Source organism: Mycetocola sp. CAN_C7 (assembly GCF_015752285.1).
In the GTDB taxonomy this organism is placed as follows: Bacteria; Actinomycetota; Actinomycetes; order Actinomycetales; family Microbacteriaceae; genus Mycetocola_A.
This window is the reverse complement of record NZ_JADOUY010000001.1, coordinates 146017-164745: the sequence shown is the minus strand read 5'-3', so window position 1 is coordinate 164745 and position 18729 is coordinate 146017. Positions and strand designations below refer to the sequence as shown.

The window sequence follows — 18729 nt, the reverse complement described above, 5'->3', positions numbered from 1 at the left end:
CGCTGTCCGGATCAGAGTACAGAAAAGAGTGCCGGTATGGAACCGATTACACATTTCGGCCTGTCTGACAGGCTCCGGCAGGTGGTGTCACAGCAGGCACGAGGCCGAGAGAGCGCGATCACGAGGACAATTCGTTATCGCGCCGTGCTTGTGTAACTCGATGGGGTGCCGTAACTTTTGCATGGAACCGGTTCCCTACAGGCGGCCGGAATGCACCAGCACGGGTGACGGCTCCCAACCTCACCCCAGAGGAAATCACACTCAATGAGGAGAACAGAGATGAGCTTTACGACCAAGCGTCGCATCCTGCTGCCGCTCGCGGCCGCAGGAATCGTCGGTCTCGCACTCACCGGCTGTACCGGTGATGTCGCAGCCGGAAACAGAGAAGACACGGACTGCGCCGACTACGAGGCCTACGGCACCTTCGACGACAACCCCGAGGTCAACATCGCCGGCACGATCCAGGACGCTGAGGCCGACCGCCTCATCGAGTCCTGGGCCGACTTCCAGACCTGCACCGGCATCGAGGTCTCGTACCAGGGCTCGAAGGAGTTCGAGGCACAGATCGCCGTTCTGGCGGAGGCCGGAAACGCGCCGGACATCGGCATCGTGCCGCAGCCGGGACTTCTGGCCCGGCTCGCAGAGGGCGGCTGGCTGAAGCCAGCGCCTGAGGCTGTCGAGGCCAACACCGACGAGTTCTGGGGTGAGGACTGGAAGCAGTACGGCACATACGACGGCGTCTTCTACTCGGCTCCGCTGATGGCGAGCATCAAGGGCTACGTCTGGTACTCCCCGGCAGAGTTCGAGGAGAACGGCTACGAGGTCCCCGAGACACTCGATGAGCTGACCGAACTGAGCGAGCAGATCGCGGCGGACAAGGACGGTGCACCGTGGTGCGCCGGACTCGGTTCCGGTGACGCAACCGGCTGGCCGGGCACCGACTGGATCGAGGACTTCGTCCTGCGTCAGGCGGGCCCCGAGGTCTACGACCAGTGGGTCACCCACGAGATCCCGTTCAACGACCCGCAGATCGTCGAAGCCTTCGACGCCGCGGGCGAGTACATCAAGAACCCCGAGATGGTCAACGGCGGGCTCGGTGACGTGTCAAGCGTCATCTCCACCGAGTTCGGTGACGGCGGCCTGCCGATCCTCGACGGAACCTGCTCGCTGCACCACCAGGCATCCTTCTACGAAGGATTCTGGCCGGAGGGCACCGAGGTGGCTCCAGACGGTGACGTGTTCGCCTTCCTGATGCCGTCCGTCGAAGCCGGCGGAGAAACCGCCGTCACCGGTGGTGGCGAATTCCCCGTCGCGTTCAGCGAGGGTGAAGAGATCGATGCCGTTCGCGCGTACCTCTCGAGCGACACCTGGGCGAACAACCGGGTCAGCCTCGGCGGTGTGATCAGCGCCAACAAGGGCCTCGATCCCGAGAACGCGTCGAGCGACCTGCTGAAGACGAGCATCGAGATCCTGCAGGGCGAAGACACGATCTTCCGCTTCGACGGCTCGGACCTCATGCCCGCCGCAGTGGGGTCGGACTCCTTCTTCAAGGGGATCGTCTCCTGGGTCTCGGGTGACAGCACCCAGCAGACGGTGGATGCCATCGAATCGAGCTGGCCGCAAAGCTAGCTGACAGCACCCCTCAAGGGCGGGCCCGCCATCCGGCGGTCCCGCCCTTGATCTCCCCGCATCTTTTCCGAAAGGCGTAGTTCAATGACGACCGCTGACCTCATCGGCAAACTAATCCAGGTGGTGGGTGGCCTCGCGATATTCGCTGCCATCGTCGGCCTTCTCTTCTTTTTCCTCGACAAGGCACCGAAACGCGGCAAGGACTGGATCCAGCTCCTCGTCTTTCTCGCTCCGGCGTTCATCCTCGTCTTCCTCGGCCTCATCTACCCCGCCGTTCGCACCAGCCTTCTCGCGTTCACCAACAACCAGGGCGACTTCAACGGTCTCGACAACTTCGTCTGGATGTTCACCCAGCCGGCGATCGTGAACACACTGATCAACACGGTCATCTGGGTACTTCTCGTTCCGACGATCTCGACCGCTGTCGGTCTCGCCTACGCCGTCTTCATCGACAAGTCCAAGGGCGAGAAGATCTACAAAGTCCTGGTGTTCATGCCGATGGCGATCTCCATGGTCGGGGCAGGCATCATCTGGAAGTTCGTCTACGACTACCGCCAGGCGGGTAGTGAGCAGATCGGTCTGCTCAACCAGATCGTCGTCTGGTTCGGCGGCGAACCGGTGCAGTGGCTTCAGACCTCGCCGATCAACACCTTCCTCCTCATCGTCGTCATGATCTGGATCCAGACCGGATTCGCCATGGTCGTCCTCTCCGCGGCGATCAAAGCCGTTCCGATGGAGCAGCTCGAGGCAGCAGAGATCGACGGCACCAACTCCTGGCAACGGTTCACCAACGTGACCCTCCCCGGCATCCGTGGTTCGCTCGTCGTGGTCGTCACCACGATCTCGATCGCGACCCTCAAGGTCTTCGACATCGTTCGCACGATGACCGCGGGCAACTTCGACACGAGCGTCATCGCCAACGAGATGTACACCCAGGCGTTCCGTGCCGCTGAACCCGGGCGGGGCTCGGCGCTCGCGCTTGTTCTGTTCATACTCGTTCTGCCGATCGTTGTGTACAACATCCGGCTCATGAAGAAGCAGAGGGAAATCCGATGAGCACGACACCGATGGTTCCCACGACAGCAGACGCTGCGACCGGTGACAAGCTGTCGAACGGTGCAGACGCTGAGGTCGGCACCAAGTCGAAGCGGGTCAAGCGGCGACTGACGTCGCGCTGGGCGACATTCGCGGCGCTTATCATCGCCGTGATCTGGACGATCCCGACATTCGGCCTCTTCATCTCGTCGTTCCGTCCGGCCGAGCTGATCCAGTCGACCGGGTGGTGGACGATCTTCCAGAACCCGGGCTTCACCCTCGACAACTACCAGGAAGTCCTGCTGTCGAGCTCGCAGTCATCACCCCAGCTCGGCTCGTACTTCGTGAACTCACTGGCGATCGCCATCCCGGGAACGATCTTTCCGCTGATCCTCGGGGCGATGGCCGCGTACGCGTTCGCCTGGATGAAGTTCAAGGGCTCGAACTGGCTGTTCATCCTGATCTTCGCGCTGCAGATCGTCCCGCTGCAGATGGCTCTGCTGCCCGTGCTGCAGATGTTCACGACGTTCCTCCGTCCGCTGCAGAACACCTTGCATGACGTCATCCCGATGATCCCCGAGCAGAACTACCTGCCGGTGTGGATCGCCCACACGATGTTCGGCCTGCCGCTCATCATCTTCCTGCTGCACAACTTCATCTCGGAGATCCCGGGCGAAGTGATCGAGGCGGCTCGCGTCGACGGTGCGAGCCCCGGGCAGATCTTCTTCCGGATCGTTCTTCCCCTGGCCCTGCCGGCGATCGCGTCGGTGGCGATCTTCCAGTTCCTCTGGGTGTGGAACGACCTGCTCGTGGCGTTGATCTTCTCCGGCGGCACCCAGGACGTCGCACCTCTGACCCAGAGGCTGGCCGAACTCACCGGTACGCGCGGGCAGGACTGGCAACGACTCACCGCCGCCGCCTTCGTCTCGCTCATCGTTCCGCTCATCGTGTTCTTCAGCCTGCAGCGGTACTTCGTCCGCGGTCTCCTGGCCGGAGCGACGAAGGGGTAGGGCGTTCGCGCTGGCATTATCGCTCACCCTCACCCCGGCATCCGCCTCTGTGATGCCGGGGTTAGGGTGAACCCATGAGTATGCATGGGGGCGGCCGCGGTGGCGGCGGGGGTGCTCGCGGGATGCGTGGTGGTGGCGACGAGGAAGCACAGCGCGCTGTCAACGCGGAGGCCCCTCGCATCCCGAATCTGTTCCCGCGCATCGTCGCTCTCTTCCGCCCGCACCGGGCGAAGATCGCGCTCACCGTCACCCTCGTTCTGATCGGCGCTGCGCTCAGTGTGGTTCCACCCTTGCTCGTCGAGCGGGCATTCGATGAGGGCCTGTTCCCTGCGGAAGGCGGGCCGAACCTCGGTGCGCTCCTGAGGATCGTCGCCATCATGATCGCCATCTACGTTCTGGCCACCGGGCTCGGAGTGTGGCAGACCTGGCTGACAGCGACGGTCGGGAACACCGTGATGGGGGAGCTGCGGGTGTCGCTGTTCCGGCGGCTGCAGTCGATGGAACTGAGCTTCTTCACACGCACCAAGACGGGAGTGATCCAGTCCCGACTGCAGAACGACGTCGGCGGTGTCGCCGGAGCGCTGAGCAACACCATCGCGAGCGTGCTCGGCAACACGGTGACGGTGCTTGCCGCGTTCGTCGCGATGCTCCTCATCAACTGGCAGCTCACCATCGTCGCCCTCGTGCTGATGCCGATTCTCGTGATCGCCCAGCGCCGCGTCGGCCAGGTCCGTGCGCGGATCGCCACCAAAACCCAGGAGTCACTGTCGGACATGACGGCGATCACGCAGGAGACCCTCAGCGTTTCCGGTGTGCTGCTGTCAAAGAGCTTCAACCAGCAGCCGGCCGAGATCCAGCGGTACGAGAGGTCCAACGACGAGCAGGTCGGGCTGCAGGTGCAGCAGACGATGAGCGGCCAGTGGTTCTTCGCGATGGTGAACATCTTCCTGTCATCGATCCCCGCGATCGTGTACCTCGTCGCGGGCTGGCTCATGGCCGGCGGGGCTCCCGACATCACCGCAGGGGCGATTGTTGCATTCACCACGGTGCAGTCACGCCTGCTGTTTCCGCTCATGGCGCTCATGCGTGTCGGACTGGACCTGCAGACATCCGGTGCTCTCTTCGCCCGCATCTTCGAGTACCTCGACCTCACGCCGTCGATCGCCGACCGGCCGGATGCCGTTCCGGTGACGGATGCCCGCGGGCGCGTCGGCAGCGTCACCTTCGACGAGGTCTCGTTCCGCTACCCGGATGCGACGCCGGAGTCGCGGCCGACGCTCGACCGGGTCTCGTTCTCGATCGAACCCGGGCAGTTCGCCGCGTTCGTCGGCCCGAGCGGGGCGGGGAAGACGACGGTCTCGTACCTCGTGCCCCGGTTCTACGATGCGACCGGCGGCCGCGTGCTGTTCGCCGGGCGCGATGTGCGTGAGCTCGAGCACGAGTCGCTGGTGTCGAACATCGGCATCGTGAGCCAGGAGACGTACCTCTTCCACGCGACCATCGCCGAGAACCTCAGGTATGCCAAACCGGATGCCACAGATGAGGAACTCGAGATCGCGGCGCGCGCCGCGAACATCCACGACACGATCATGTCGTTCGACGGTGGATACGACACGGTGGTCGGGGAGCGCGGCTATCGGCTTTCCGGTGGTGAGAAGCAGCGCATCGCGATCGCTCGGGTGATGCTGAAGGACCCGGCCGTGCTCGTGCTCGACGAGGCGACGAGTGCCCTCGACACGATCTCGGAGCGGGTCGTCCAGAGGGCGTTGGAGGCGGCATCCGCTGGCCGGACGACGATCGCGATTGCGCACCGTTTGTCGACGGTGGTGTCTGCGGATGTCATCTTCGTGATCGAGGGCGGCCGGATCGCCGAGCAGGGAACGCACGCCGAGCTGCTCGCGCGTGGTGGAAACTTCGCGCGCATGTATGAGGAGCAGGTGGTGGGGCGCCCGCTCGTCGACTGAGCTGGCGGCATCTGCAGCGTTGGCGTGCTAATGGAGGTCCTTGCTGAGGTTGAGGTCTTCACCGACGTCGAGTGTCGGCTTCTGCGGGCTCGGTGTGCGTGCGGGATTGAGATGGAAGACGTCGTCGAGGGTGATCCCGAAGCGGGCGGCGACCTCGTCGAGGAGGTCGTAGTGGGTGACCGTGTAGCTGATGAATTTTCCGTCGGCGCGCGTCACTTCGCCGTGTGCGCCTCCGGTCTTGACTGAGTCGCTGACGACGAGGCCCGGCCGCATGTCTGGGCTGGTCCAGGTCAGCACGGCGAGGGCCAGCACAGAGAGATGGCAGCCGCGCACGAGCGCCTGCTCGTCGAAACCTGTGATGAGCACCGTGTCGAGAAAGCTTGGGTCTCCGCGGGTGAGCTCCTTCGCGAGGGGGTAGATGTGGGTGTCTCCAGGGAGAAGATTGCCGTACGAGAATTGAAGGCCTCTGTCGATCCCACGGTGCCTTCCCCGGTCCCGGAGCATCCGCGGTCGCCGTAAGCCGAGGCTAGCGCAGCGTGTCGGAGCGGTGCGAGCACCGGCGGGTCTGGATGGGATGGGCGGATGCTTCGGGAACGGTGGCGGGTTCGTCCGTCGTTTGTGCCGGGAATGGCGCGTCAGAGTCGGCGTGGGCGACGGATGAGCGGGGCGCTTGGTTCGTACGCTCCGATGGTTCAGCGCCCGGCAAGCCGCTGCCCGCGCGCCACCAACACGCGACGCACGACCTCGGACGGCGTGATGAAGACGTGGCTCTTCGTCAGACGCACGATGCGCCATCCGTTCTCCACCAGGCGATCGAGCCGATCGATGTCGCGATGGAACTGCTCGGCGGTCTGCCAGTGGTGGGCGCCTTCGTATTCGATGGCGATCTTGAGGTCCGGGTAGGCGAGGTCGACGCATCCGAGGAATCGCCCGTCGTCGTCGTAGGCGTCGACGTTGAGTGACGGCTCGGGCAATCCAGCGTCGATGAGGATGAGCCTGACCCAGGTCTCGGGTCGAGACCACGAGTCGGTGCGGATGCGACCAAACGCGTCGCGGAGAGACCCGACCCCGGGGCGGCGTCCGGCGTCGATCGCCGCGCGAAGCTGGTCGAGGGTTGCGAGGGGTGGAGCGCTGAAACCGTTCCCTCCCTTTGACGTGCGCAGGCAGACCATCGCGTCCCCAGCTGCGACGAGATCGTATGGGTGGCGCAGCACCGATCCCAGCCCCGCCCAGGTGGATGCTGGAGTCGTCAGCCGGAGGCCGTCGCCGACCGTGACATGGACCAGGCGAGGGTCCAGCTCGCGCCCTCGGACGCCGCGTGCCCGCGGTGCGCGCCGGTGCCGATGCACCGACACGTCGAGGAGCCGGTCGAGCGGGAGTGGAACGGGAACACCCCAGAGAACGGCTGCCGTGGTGTGGCTGAAGAACTCAGTCGGTGGCATCCGCGTGGAATATGCACGGGCGAGACGAACGATTTCGGCGCGAGCGTGCTCTGCCAGGTCCGGACTCGACGATGAAGCCGCCGGAATCCGTGCGAGCACGCCGCGAAACGGTCGCTCGAGATCGGGGCCGTCCAGCCGCGATCTGCCGACGCCGAGCCGACGCGCCTCGGCGACGGTGAACGATTCTGCAAGTTCGGTGGGGAGCGGGCGAGGGGTGCGCATCATTCCACGGTCGCACCGGTCATTGGCCGGACGGGCCTTGCCTCGAAAACTGTGCACAATATTTGGCCTGTGGACAGCGCGGGACAGGCTCGGCCGCGCGCGGCCCGTGAGATTCAGCCGTCGCTTGTGTCGACTTGTGCGTAGCGAAGTCGACGGATGCGACGGAAAAAGCGCGTCTCTCGGTTGGCAAGCCGTCTCATCCGTCACGATTGTCGTCTTTGCAGTGACAAACCCGACACAACGGACGGATGAACGGACGCCGGGCGTCCGCTGGCTACGCCGCCGGGCGCTCCGCGAGCATCGACTCCATCAGGTCGATCTCGGACTGCTGCGCTTTCACGACCCCGGTCGCGAACGTGCGCACCGTGGAGTTCGTGCTGCGGTCGAGCACGGCCTCAGCCATCTCGATCGCCCCCTGATGATGAGCGATCATCAGGGTGAGGAACATCCGCTCGGCAGCGACCCCGGTCAGTGATTTCAACTCGGTGATCTGCTCGTCCGTCGCGAGGCCAGGCATCGGCTGGCCCGGCTCGTGCGCGCTGTCGCCGCTGCCGTGGTCATGGCCTTCGCCCTCGAGCGTCGGCCGGGTCATCCACGTCATCGTCGGTTCCGACGGAGCCTGCGGGAGCCCCCACGCCGCGAGCCAGCCACGCATCATGCCCGATTGCGCGCCCTGTGTCGTCGCGATGTCGTACGCGAGCAGCCGCACCTCGTCATCGTCGGTGAGGTCACGGATGATGAACGACAGCTCGACGCCCTGGTTGTGGTGCGTCTGCATGTCGCGCGAGAACCCCGCCTCGGCACTCTGGGTCGTTGGCGTCACGTTCTGCAGCGTCGACAGACGGCCGACCGAGAACGCGACAGCCCCGACGACCACGATCGCGATGAGCGCGAGGAGGATCAGTGCGACCGGTGAGCGGCGTCGCCCGCCGTCGGCCGATTGCCGGTCGGATGCCGCGGCATCCGTCTCGAAATCGGCCGTCACCCTACGCCTTGCCCGGTCCGTCGATCGCGCCGGTGCAGAGAGCGCCGGGTTCCGGAACGTCTTCGCTCTGCCAGAACTCCTCGAAGAACTCACCGATGCGCTCGTCTGAGGCCTCATCGACCTGCAGCTGGGCGTCCCAGGCGGAGAGGACGATCGGGGACGGCAGCCCGTCGAACGGCGAGAGGATCACGTACGTGGACGGCAGCTTCGTCTTGAGAAGATCGAGTTCTTCTGCCGAGATCGACGGGTCGTATGTGACCCAGATCGCGCCATGCTCGAGTGAGTGGACGGCGTTTTCGTTGGCTTGCGGCTCGGTGTAGACGCCACAGTTCAGCCAGGCCTGGGCGTGGTCGCCACCGGCCGGCGGGGTCTGTGCGTACTGCACGGTCCCCTCGACGTGGTTGTTGGTGTTCTCGAAGGTTTCGACACCATCGACCTCGGCGCCGGAGCCGCCGGCCGAGTAGCTGGCGTTCCTCGGGACCGTGAGCACAACAGCGGTGACGACGAGGGCGATCACGGCCACACCGCCGACGATGGCCGAGATGATGCCGATCTTCTTGTTGCGGGCCTTCTTCGCCTGCTCCCTCTTGTACGACTCCACCTTCGCCGCGCGCTGCTCGGCGCGCTGCTCCTTGATGGTCAACTGCCTCGCGGGGTTGCCGCTCTTGCCGGTGGGGGAATCGTTTCGGGGGGTCACGGGGGCCTCTCGTTTCTGGGGGTGCTCGCTTGCTGACGACGCGCGGGTTCTCTGCGCACGCCTATGCCGGAGTCTCGCCCCAGTTTATGGCCATCGCGGACGGTTGGCTGGGAGCTCCCGGTGAGCCGTCCCGGCCCATTGTCGCCTGTAACAGACGGATGTCAGCGGCTAGGCTCGAAGGGACGGCCACGAGCCGTCGGTCAGGCGGCCGTTCACCAGACGGCGCCAGGCAGACGCACACCACCGAACGGACGAACGTGAAGTACGCACAGACCATCGTCGACCTCGTGGGGAACACCCCGCTCGTGAAGCTCAACCGAGTGACCGACGGCGTCAGCGCCACGGTGCTGGCCAAGGTCGAGTACCTCAACCCCGGCGGGAGCGTGAAGGACCGCATCGCGACGCGAATCCTCGACGCCGCCGAGGCATCCGGTGAGTTGAAACCGGGAGGGACCATCGTCGAACCGACGAGCGGCAACACCGGAGTCGGACTGGCCATGGTCGCCCAGCAGCGCGGCTACCGCTGCGTCTTCGTCGTGCCTGACAAGGTCGGTGAGGAGAAGCGTCAGGTCCTCACCGCGTACGGTGCCGAGGTCGTCGTCACCCCGACCTCCGTCGCCCCCGAAGACCCGGAGTCCTACTACAGCGTCTCCGACCGGCTTGCCGCTGAGATTCCCGGCGCGTTCAAGCCCAACCAGTACTTCAACCAGAACGGTCCGCTCAGCCACTTCGAGACCACCGGCCCCGAGATCTGGAACGACACCGACGGCCGTATCACGCACTTCGTGACTGGCGTCGGTACCGGCGGAACGATCACCGGAACCGGACGCTACCTGCGCGAGGCATCCAATGGCGGTGTCCGCGTGATCGGCGCTGACCCAGAGGGCTCGGTCTACTCCGGAGGAACCGGACGACCGTACCTCGTCGAGGGCGTCGGCGAAGATATGTGGCCAGGGGCATACGACCCGGGTGTTGTCGACGAGGTGATCGCGGTGTCTGATGCCGAATCCTTCGCCATGACGCGCAGGCTCGCGCTCGAAGAGGGTCTCCTCGTCGGAGGATCCAGCGGCATGGCCGTCGTCGCCGCCCTGCGGGCTGCGCGCGACCTCGGGCCGGACGACGTCGTCGTCGTCCTCCTGCCCGACGGCGGCCGTGGGTACCTCGCCAAGGTGTTCAACGACACCTGGATGCGCTCACACGGCTTCCTCGACGAACCAACCGATGAGACCACGGTCGGCGACGTCATCCGGGCGCAGGGCGATGAGCGTCCGACGCTCCCCCACGTGCGCCCTGACCACACGGTGCAGGACGCCGTTCGGCTGATGGCAGAACTGGGCGTCTCGCAACTCCCGGTTTTCAGCGCCGAGCCGCCTGTCGTGCTCGGCGAGGTCGTCGGAACCGTGTCGGGCAGTTCGCTCCTCGACGCCCTGGTCACCGGGAGCGCGACACCGACGGATGCCATCGCGACCGTCACCTCGCCCCGCCTGCCGATCATCGGATCCGGAGACACGCTGGCCACGGCGCGCACCGCGCTGACGGCATCCGACACTCTCCTCGTGCTGCGGGACGGGAACCCGGTCGCCGTCCTCACCCGTCAGGAGCTGCTGGCCTTTCTCAGCTCCTGACGCCACCCCCACCCCTCCTCATTCAGGAGATTGCCCCACATTCAGGAGACCCCAAACTCAGGAGAACTGCCCGGACACGCCGGCTGCGCGACCCGCAGGCACGGCGTGTCGCGAGAAACTCCTGAATTTGCAGAACATCTCCTGAATTTGCAGTACAAGACGAGCACCACACGAGACGTGAGAGAGACACCATGGGCAAGAAGATGAAGAACTCCGGGTTCGCGACGCGCGCCATCCACGCCGGCCAGGACTTCGACCCGACGACCGGAGCGGTGATCCCGCCGATCTATCAGTCGTCCACCTTCGTGCAGACGCACGTCGGCGGTCTCCGCAACGGCTACGAGTACGGCCGGGGCGGCAACCCCACTCGGGACGGCCTCGAGACCCAACTCGCCGCTCTCGAGGGCGGCAGCCACGGACTCTCGTTCGCATCAGGGCTTGCTGCTGAGGACGCGCTGCTCCGCGGCATCCTGAAGCCGGGCGACCATGTCGTCATCGGCAACGACGCATACGGCGGAACCTATCGTCTGATCAACAAGATCTTCGGCGCATGGGGAGTCACCCACAGCGTGGTCGACATGTCGAACCTGCGCTCGGTGCAGTCGGCGATCACGCCAGAGACCCGCGTTCTCTGGGTCGAGACGCCGTCGAACCCGCTGATGAAGATCACCGACATCGCCGAACTCGCCGAGGTGGGTCACTCCGCCGGGCTCATCGTCGTCGTCGACAACACGTTCGCCTCACCGGCGCTCCAGCAGCCGTTGAGCCTCGGCGCCGACGTCGTCGTGCACTCGACCACGAAGTACCTCGGCGGACACTCCGATGTGATCGGAGGTGCCCTCGTGCTCAACGACGACGAGATCCACGACAAGGTCCGGTTCATGCAGTTCGCCGCAGGAGCGGTCTCTGCGCCGATGGACGCCTTCCTCACCAGCAGAGGGGTGAAGACACTGGACGTGCGGATGCAGCGACACAGCGAGAACGCACAGGCCATCGCTGAATACTTCGCCGAGCATGCGGGCGTCGACACCGTCTACTACCCCGGGCTGGAGTCGCACCCCGGGCACGCCCTCGCCGCCACGCAGATGTCACGTTTCGGCGGGATGCTGTCGCTCGCGTTCACGGGAGGGGAGCGGGTGGCGCGGCGGTTCGCCGAGTCGACGCGCGTGTTCCAGCTCGCCGAGTCGCTCGGAGGCATCGAGTCGCTCGTGAACTATCCGGCGGAGATGACGCACGCGTCTGTGGCCGGCACCGAACTCGCCGTCCCCGCCAACGTGATCCGGCTTTCCGTCGGCCTGGAAAGCATCGACGACCTACTCGCCGACGTCGACCGGGCGATCGGGTCAGCGGTCAAGAAGCGCTGACCTCGAGTGTGCGAACGGCCCATCGTACAGAAGGCGGGCCGTTCCCGCATCGGCTGGACTCCCGGCCTGCCGCACCGATGTACTGAAGTATGAGCTTCTCCAATCCTCTCGACCAGTACCCCCGGCCTCCGTTCTCGATCGACGACTCCGGCGACGAGCCGGTGATGTCACCCAACCCCGACCACGGTGAAGACACCTACCGCGGCAACGGCCGGCTCGCCGGTCGTCGCGTGTTCATCACCGGCGGCAATTCCGGCCTCGGCCGCGCGACGGCCATCGCCTTCGCGCGCGAAGGAGCAGACGTCGTCTTCACCTTCCACAGCGACGAAGACGGCGCCGCCGAAGCACTCGAGGTCCTCAAGAAAACCGGCGTCACCGCTGCGGCTCTGAAGGTCGACATCTCAGACGAGAAGGAATGTGCGGATGCCATCGCAAGCGCCGCGGACACCCTCGGCGGACTCGACACCCTCGTCATGGTTGCCGGATACCAGAACAACGTCGACGACATCCTCGACCTCGACACGGAGCAGATCGACCTGACCTTCCGTACGAACGTGTACTCGCTGTACTGGCTCACCAAGGCCGCACTCGAGCACATCCCTGCTGGCGGCAGCATCATCACGACGAGCAGCGTCCAGGCCAACCAGCCCTCGGCGGACAAGCTCGACTACGCGGCGACGAAGGGTGCGATCGTCACCTTCACCAAGGCGCTGGCCCAGCAGCTGGCGCCCCGCGGCATCCGGGTGAATTCTGTTGCCCCCGGTCCGTTCTGGACGAACCTGCAGCCGGACTCGTCCGACGCAGACAGCCTCACCGAGTTCGGCAGCGACACCCCATACGGGCGCCCGGGGCAGCCGGCCGAGATCGCCGGGTCGTACGTGTACCTTGCGAGCAATGACGCCAGCTACACCAGCGGTGCGACGCTCGTGGTCTCCGGCGGTTCACCCATCTAGCGACATCGGTCGGGTGGATGCCGCACCCCACGCGGTGCGGAATCCGCCCGACCGGGACGGATGCCTAGGTGCCGTGAACGGGTTAAGCTCGGAATCGTGACCTCAGACGCCAGGCTGCGCGAAGCATCCGCCAGCAGGGGGCCGGATGCGCGTGGCATCTTCTCGGCCAGATACCTCTGGGTGACGATCGGGACCTGCGCCCTCGTCTTCCTGTCAGCCTTCGAATCGCTCGCAGTGACGACGATCATGCCGCTCGTCAGCGCCGACCTCGACGGCGCCGAGCTCTATGCCCTCGCATTCGCGGGTCCGCTCGCTTCGGGCGTCGTCGGCATGGTCGTCGCTGGTAACTGGTCGGATCGCAACGGCCCGATCGCCCCGCTGATCACGTCGGTTGCCGTGTTCATCGCCGGGCTCCTCATCGCGGGGACGGCGACAGACATGGCGATGCTCGTCGCCGGTCGACTGGTGCAGGGGCTCGGCTCCGGGGCGATGAACGTCGCTCTCTACGTCGTCGTCGCCCGAATCTATCCGCCGGACCTGCACGCGAAGATCTTCGCCGGTTTCGCCGCGGCGTGGGTCATTCCATCGCTGATCGGGCCGTTCGCCGCCGGTGTCGTCGCCGAGCTGACGAGCTGGCACTGGGTGTTCCTCGGTGTGGTCGGACTGGTCCTCCTGGCCATGCTCATGGTGGTGCCGGCACTGCGGATGCTGTCCGGCGGGCCCCGAATCGTGAATCGGCCGCGCTGGGCCGTTCAGCCGATCGTCTGGGCGGTCCTCGCCGCCCTCGCTGTGCTCGGTCTGAACCTGTCTGTACAGCTCGACGGTCCGTTCGTCTGGCTCGGTGCCCTTACGGCCGTTGCCGTCGCCCTCTTTGCCGTGCGGACCCTTGTCCCATCCGGCACTCTTCCGGCCGCGCGGGGGCTGCCGACGGTGATCCTCGTGCGAGGCCTCATCGCTGCTGCGTTCTTCGGAGCCGAGGTGTACATCCCCTACCTCCTCACCGAGCGCTACGCCTTCTCACCCGCGTTCGCCGGGCTCGCGCTCACCGGTGCTGCACTCACCTGGGCGGGTGCTTCCTGGCTGCAGGGCCGGCTCGGCGACGCGCTCACCCACCCCCGCGCGATGGGGATCGGTTCCGTGCTCGTGCTGTTCTCGATCCTCGCCGCCCTGGTCACGACCGCCGCCGCGCTGTCTCCCGCGATCCTCATCGTCGGCTGGTTGTTCGGCGGCGCAGGCATGGGTCTCATGTATCCCCGGCTGAGCGTGCTCACCCTCGCGTATTCAAGTGAACGCGACCAGGGCTTCAACAGTTCTGCCCTCTCGATCTCCGATTCGCTCGGCGGTGCGCTGGCACTGGCGTCGACCGGGATCGTGTTCGCGTCACTGCTGGGCATCGGGGGTGTCTGGCCGTTCGCCGGATGCTTCGCACTTGCCGCGCTGGTCGGCTGCGGGGCGGTCGCCATCGGCTCCCGGGTCGGCGACGGACGCCGGGTGGGCGCCTCCTCCGGGCGGTGACCGAGAACGAGCCGACGCTCGGCAGCGCCGCTCGCACAGCCCGATGTGACAGCATGTGACACCGGTTCGGTCTTGTCACATCTCCGTCACATCCGTCTCTTCCGTCTCTGCTCGACGGTGGCGATCGACGATCGGGCGTGCATAATTGACGTTATTGCGCGGATGTGACCGTGCACATGGAGTCAAGGGTGTTCCGGTGACAGACAACGTCGACAGAGGCAAAGCGCCGAACATCCGCGACGTCGCTCGCCTCGCCGGAGTCAGCCATCAGACTGTCTCCCGCGTTCTCAACGATCACCCGAGCATCCGTGAGTCCACGAAGCAGCGCGTGCTCGACGTCATGAACGAGCTGCAGTACCGCCCCAACCGAGCCGCCAGGGCACTCGTCACCAGCCGCTCGCGCACCCTGGGCGTCCTGGCGTCGCAGCGCTCGCAATACGGGCCGTCGAGCATCATCCAGAGCATCGAAAGCGCTGCGCAGGATGCCGGCTACCTCGTATCGACAGCGAACATCACGTCGACAGACGAAGCGTCCATCATCACAGCACTCGACCACCTCAACACCCAGGGCATCGAGGGACTCGTGATCATCGCGCCTCAGGTGCGCGTATTCCGGGCGATCTCCAACCTCGACCTCCGTGTGCCGTTCATCACCATGAACACGAGCGAGGGCAACGACGACCACGTGATCGCCGTCGACCAGGTCGCAGGAGCGAGGCTCGCCACCCGCCATCTCATCGAGCGCGGGCACAGGAACATCTACCACCTCGCCGGCCCGCAGGACTGGATCGAGGCCGAGGCGCGGATGCGCGGCTTCCTCGAGGAGATGAACGCACAGGACGTGCCGACCACCGCGCCGATCCTCGGCGACTGGTCAGCCGAGTTCGGCTACTACGCCGGACGCGAGCTGATGCGGGTCCGCGACTTCACCGCCATCTTCTCGTCGAACGACCAGATGGCGCTCGGGCTCATGCACGCCATCCGCGACGCAGGGCAGGATGTTCCGCACGACGTCTCGATCGTCGGTTTCGACGACATCCCTGAGGCCGCACACTTCTGGCCGCCGCTCACGACCGTCCGGCAGGACTTCCCAGAACTCGGCCGTCGGTGCGTCGCCCAGCTGCTGGGCACGATGGGGGACTCTGCGGCCGAGTACACCCACCGGATCCAGCCGGAGCTGATCGTGCGGGCGTCGACCGGGCCGCCGTCGTTCTGATGACCCGGACGGCCGGCGCGACCACGGTTACCAAACCGAGATCTTTCAACTTGACACAGACCAGAGTTTTCTGAGTAACATGTGACGACAATGTGAACGGTCACATTGGAACGCCGCCCTCGACACAACCGAGAGCGACAGTGACGAAGGAGTCCCCACACCTTTTCGCGGTTACCCGCAACCCCGGCCCTGCTTCGGCAGCCGGATCGAGCACGGCATTCATGGACGCAGCCTGCTCACGCGGAACACCACCCCCCTGTCTGAGATCTCAGGCGACAAAGACGTCCATGGCAACGATTACAGAGAGGTAAAACACAGTGAAGAAGATTCTCATCGCGACACTCGCGGCCGGCGCAATGGTCGTGTCGCTCGCAGCGTGCTCGCAGGGCGGCTCAGGCGGCTCAGGCGGAGACGGCGAAGGAGCAGGCTCAGGCCAGCTCGTCGGCGTTGCCATGCCGACCAAGTCCAGCGAGCGCTGGATCCAGGACGGCGACGCCGTCAAGGAGCAGCTCGAGGCCGAGGGCTTCAAGGTCGACCTGCAGTACGCAGAAGACGACATCCCCACCCAGGTCTCGCAGATCGAAAACATGATCACCAAGGGCGCAGAAGCCCTGATCATCGCTTCGATCGACGGCACGACGCTGACGCAGGTCCTCCAGGACGCCGCTGACGCCGACATCCCCGTCATCGCATACGACCGTCTCATCCGCGACACCGAGAACGTGAGCTACTACGCGTCGTTCGACAACTACAAGGTCGGCGTTCAGCAGGCCAACTCGGTGCTCAACGGCCTCGGCCTCGTCGACCTCGAAGGTGCACCGGTCGACGGCGCTCCTGAGGGTCCGTTCAACATCGAGATGTTCGCCGGTTCGCCCGACGACAACAACGCCACCTTCTTCTGGGACGGCGCTCAGGACACCCTGAAGCCGTTCATCGACGCAGGCACGCTCGTTGTCAAGAGCGGCCAGACGAGCTTCGAGCAGGCTGCCACGCTCCGCTGGGACGGCGAAACCGCCCAGAAGCGCATGGAGAACATCCTCACCTCGAGCTACTCGGACGGCACGCAGGTCGACGGCGTTCTCTCGCCGTACGACGGCATCTCACGAGGCATCATCTCGGCGCTGACCGACGCCGGTTACGCCACCGGTGAAGAATGGCCGATCATCTCGGGTCAGGACGCTGAGCTCGACTCGGTCAAGGCCATCAACTCCGGCGAGCAGTTCGCAACCATCTTCAAGGACACCCGCAAGCTGGCAACGGCCGCGGTCGAGATGACGGTTGCCGTTCTGAACGACGAAGAGCCCGAGGTCAACAACACCGAGGACTACGACAACGGTTCGTTCGTTGTTCCGTCCTACCTCCTCGACTCGCAGATCGTCGTCAAGGACAACATCACAGAGGTTCTGGTCGACTCCGGCTACTGGACCGAAGAAGAGATCGGCTAGATCCGATCCACAGCTCACGTCGGTGGGGGAGTAGATTCTCCCCCACCGGCGTGCAGCCAGCAATGAAGCAGGTATTCGGTATGGAGAAGGTGCGAAAGTGACCACAAACATCCTTGAGATGCGCAGCATCACCAAGACGTTCCCCGGTGTCAAGGCACTGTCCGACGTCACACTCGACGTTGAGCGGGGCACCGTCCACGCCATCTGCGGTGAGAACGGCGCAGGCAAGTCGACGCTCATGAAAGTGCTCTCGGGCGTCTACCCCCACGGCACATACACGGGTGACATCGTCTTCGAAGACGAGACCGTCGAGTTCAAGGACATCCGGGACTCGGAGGCCAAGGGCATCGTCATCATCCACCAGGAGCTCGCCCTCAGCCCCTATCTCTCGATCGCCGAGAACATCTTCCTGAACAACGAGCAGACCGGCCCGTTCGGTCTCATCGACTGGAACAAGACCAACCAGGAAGCCGCGTCGCTGCTGGCCAGGGTCGGTCTCAAAGAGAACCCGACCACCAAGATCCTCAACATCGGGGTGGGCAAGCAGCAACTGGTCGAAATCGCCAAGGCGCTGTCGAAGCGAGTGAAGCTCCTCATCCTCGATGAGCCGACCGCCGCACTGAACGACGAAGACTCCGATCACCTGCTCGACCTGATCCTGCACCTCAAGGAGCAGGGAATCACGTCGATCATCATCAGCCACAAGCTCAACGAGATCAAGAAGGTCGCAGACACGGTCACCGTGATCCGTGACGGTAAGACGATCGAGACGATTCAGAAGACGGATGTCACCGAAGAGCGCATCATCAAGGACATGGTCGGCCGCGACCTCGAGCACCGGTACCCGGATCACACGCCGAACATCGGCGACGAGATCCTCCGGGTCGAGGACTGGACCGCCCATCACCCCCAGGACCCCACGCGCGTCGTCGTCGACGACGTGAGCATCAACGTCCGGGCCGGTGAGATCGTCGGCATCGCCGGGCTCATGGGCGCCGGTCGGACCGAGTTCGCGATGAGCCTGTTCGGGCACAGCTATGGCTCACGCATCACCGGCAAGGTGTTCATGCGGGGGAAGGAGATCAAGACCCGCTCCGTGTCAGAGGCCATCAAGAACGGCCTGGCGTACGCCACCGAGGACCGCAAGTACTACGGCCTCAACCTGCTCGAAGACATCAAGCGCAACATCTCTCTCGCGTCGCTCGACAAGCTGTCATCGAACGGGCTCGTGAACGACAACGAAGAGTACAAAGTCGCCAACGGTTACCGCACGAGCATGAACATCAAGGCGCCGAACGTTCTGGCCAAGACCGGCAAGCTGTCCGGTGGCAACCAGCAGAAGGTCGTGCTCTCCAAGTGGATCTACGCCGACCCCGAGGTCCTCATCCTCGACGAGCCCACCCGTGGCATCGACGTGGGCGCCAAGTACGAGATCTACGCGATCATCAACGCCCTCGCCGCCGAAGGCAAAGGCGTGATCGTCATCTCCAGCGAACTGCCGGAGCTCCTCGGAATCTGTGACCGGATCTACGCCCTCAGTGAGGGCCGGATCACGGGCCAGCTCCCGATCGAGGAAGCAAACCCGGAATCCCTTCTCAAGCTCATGACCATGGAAAAGCCGCGCTAG

15 protein-coding genes are annotated in these 18729 nt (G+C 64.9%); 11 read left to right on the top strand and 4 right to left on the bottom strand.

Annotated features, from left to right (window positions below):
• Positions 1-279 precede the first annotated feature (279 nt).
• From IWX78_RS00685 to IWX78_RS00670, 4 genes are all read left to right on the top strand, one after another.
• Complete coding sequence (locus IWX78_RS00685) at positions 280-1629, top strand: ABC transporter substrate-binding protein (RefSeq protein ID WP_196831480.1); 1350 nt, start codon at positions 280-282, stop codon at positions 1627-1629.
• Positions 1630-1713: 84 nt separating this feature from the next.
• Complete coding sequence (locus IWX78_RS00680; protein WP_196831479.1) at positions 1714-2685, top strand: carbohydrate ABC transporter permease; 972 nt, start codon at positions 1714-1716, stop codon at positions 2683-2685.
• An 11-nt stretch (positions 2686-2696) separates the two neighbouring features.
• The gene (locus IWX78_RS00675) at positions 2697-3674 is read left to right on the top strand and encodes a carbohydrate ABC transporter permease (protein WP_196832065.1); all 978 of its coding nucleotides are present in this window, start codon (positions 2697-2699) and stop codon (positions 3672-3674) included.
• Between the two features lie 74 nt (positions 3675-3748).
• On the top strand, positions 3749-5638 hold the full coding sequence (locus IWX78_RS00670; protein WP_196831478.1) for an ABC transporter ATP-binding protein: 1890 nt from the start codon (positions 3749-3751) through the stop codon (positions 5636-5638).
• A gap of 27 nt (positions 5639-5665) precedes the next feature.
• On the opposite strand, the gene IWX78_RS00665 is transcribed toward IWX78_RS00670, so the two are convergent.
• From IWX78_RS00665 to IWX78_RS00650, 4 genes are all read right to left on the bottom strand, one after another.
• Positions 5666-6142 (bottom strand): hypothetical protein, encoded by a 477-nt coding sequence (locus tag IWX78_RS00665; protein WP_196831477.1) that lies wholly within the window; start codon positions 6140-6142, stop codon positions 5666-5668.
• Positions 6143-6330: 188 nt separating this feature from the next.
• The gene (locus tag IWX78_RS00660) at positions 6331-7305 is read right to left on the bottom strand and encodes an endonuclease domain-containing protein (protein ID WP_196831476.1); all 975 of its coding nucleotides are present in this window, start codon (positions 7303-7305) and stop codon (positions 6331-6333) included.
• Between the two features lie 271 nt (positions 7306-7576).
• Positions 7577-8287: a DUF305 domain-containing protein gene (locus IWX78_RS00655; protein WP_196831475.1), complete on the bottom strand. Its 711-nt coding sequence runs from the start codon at positions 8285-8287 to the stop codon at positions 7577-7579.
• Position 8288: 1 nt separating this feature from the next.
• Positions 8289-8984 carry a DUF3105 domain-containing protein gene (locus IWX78_RS00650; RefSeq protein ID WP_196831474.1) on the bottom strand — a complete coding sequence of 232 codons (696 nt, stop codon included), beginning with the start codon at positions 8982-8984 and terminating at the stop codon, positions 8289-8291.
• A gap of 257 nt (positions 8985-9241) precedes the next feature.
• Here IWX78_RS00650 and IWX78_RS00645 point away from each other — a divergent pair, with 257 nt between their 5' ends.
• The 7 genes from IWX78_RS00645 (at position 9242) to mmsA (ending at position 18729) form a co-directional block, all read left to right on the top strand.
• Positions 9242-10609 carry a cystathionine beta-synthase gene (locus IWX78_RS00645; RefSeq protein WP_196831473.1) on the top strand — a complete coding sequence of 456 codons (1368 nt, stop codon included), beginning with the start codon at positions 9242-9244 and terminating at the stop codon, positions 10607-10609.
• A 191-nt stretch (positions 10610-10800) separates the two neighbouring features.
• Entirely contained in the window at positions 10801-11973 is a 1173-nt protein-coding gene (locus tag IWX78_RS00640) for a cystathionine gamma-synthase (RefSeq protein ID WP_334684471.1), read from the top strand.
• An 89-nt stretch (positions 11974-12062) separates the two neighbouring features.
• A complete protein-coding gene (locus IWX78_RS00635) occupies positions 12063-12926 on the top strand; it encodes an SDR family oxidoreductase (RefSeq protein WP_196831472.1) in 864 nt (287 codons plus the stop codon).
• A gap of 96 nt (positions 12927-13022) precedes the next feature.
• Positions 13023-14441 (top strand): MFS transporter, encoded by a 1419-nt coding sequence (locus IWX78_RS00630; protein ID WP_442929198.1) that lies wholly within the window; start codon positions 13023-13025, stop codon positions 14439-14441.
• 196 nt (positions 14442-14637) lie between these two features.
• Entirely contained in the window at positions 14638-15657 is a 1020-nt protein-coding gene (locus IWX78_RS00625; protein ID WP_196831470.1) for a LacI family DNA-binding transcriptional regulator, read from the top strand.
• A 356-nt stretch (positions 15658-16013) separates the two neighbouring features.
• Positions 16014-17102: a multiple monosaccharide ABC transporter substrate-binding protein gene (chvE, locus tag IWX78_RS00620; RefSeq protein WP_196832063.1), complete on the top strand. Its 1089-nt coding sequence runs from the start codon at positions 16014-16016 to the stop codon at positions 17100-17102.
• A gap of 97 nt (positions 17103-17199) precedes the next feature.
• Positions 17200-18729, top strand: coding sequence for a multiple monosaccharide ABC transporter ATP-binding protein (gene mmsA / locus IWX78_RS00615; protein ID WP_196831469.1), 1530 nt, complete (start codon positions 17200-17202; stop codon positions 18727-18729).

Bases quoted from the DNA above. Each gene is read 5' to 3' on its own strand.
- IWX78_RS00670 (WP_196831478.1), top strand. From the start codon at position 3,749: ATGAGTATGCATGGGGGCGGCCGCGGTGGCGGCGGGGGTGCTCGCGGG.
- chvE (WP_196832063.1), top strand. From the start codon at position 16,014: ATGGTCGTGTCGCTCGCAGCGTGCTCGCAGGGCGGCTCAGGCGGCTCA.
- IWX78_RS00635 (WP_196831472.1), top strand. From the start codon at position 12,063: ATGAGCTTCTCCAATCCTCTCGACCAGTACCCCCGGCCTCCGTTCTCG.
- IWX78_RS00640 (WP_334684471.1), top strand. From the start codon at position 10,801: ATGGGCAAGAAGATGAAGAACTCCGGGTTCGCGACGCGCGCCATCCAC.
- IWX78_RS00680 (WP_196831479.1), top strand. From the start codon at position 1,714: ATGACGACCGCTGACCTCATCGGCAAACTAATCCAGGTGGTGGGTGGC.
- IWX78_RS00675 (WP_196832065.1), top strand. From the start codon at position 2,697: ATGGTTCCCACGACAGCAGACGCTGCGACCGGTGACAAGCTGTCGAAC.
- IWX78_RS00660 (WP_196831476.1), bottom strand. From the start codon at position 7,305: ATGATGCGCACCCCTCGCCCGCTCCCCACCGAACTTGCAGAATCGTTC.
- IWX78_RS00685 (WP_196831480.1), top strand. From the start codon at position 280: ATGAGCTTTACGACCAAGCGTCGCATCCTGCTGCCGCTCGCGGCCGCA.
- IWX78_RS00665 (WP_196831477.1), bottom strand. From the start codon at position 6,142: ATGCTCCGGGACCGGGGAAGGCACCGTGGGATCGACAGAGGCCTTCAA.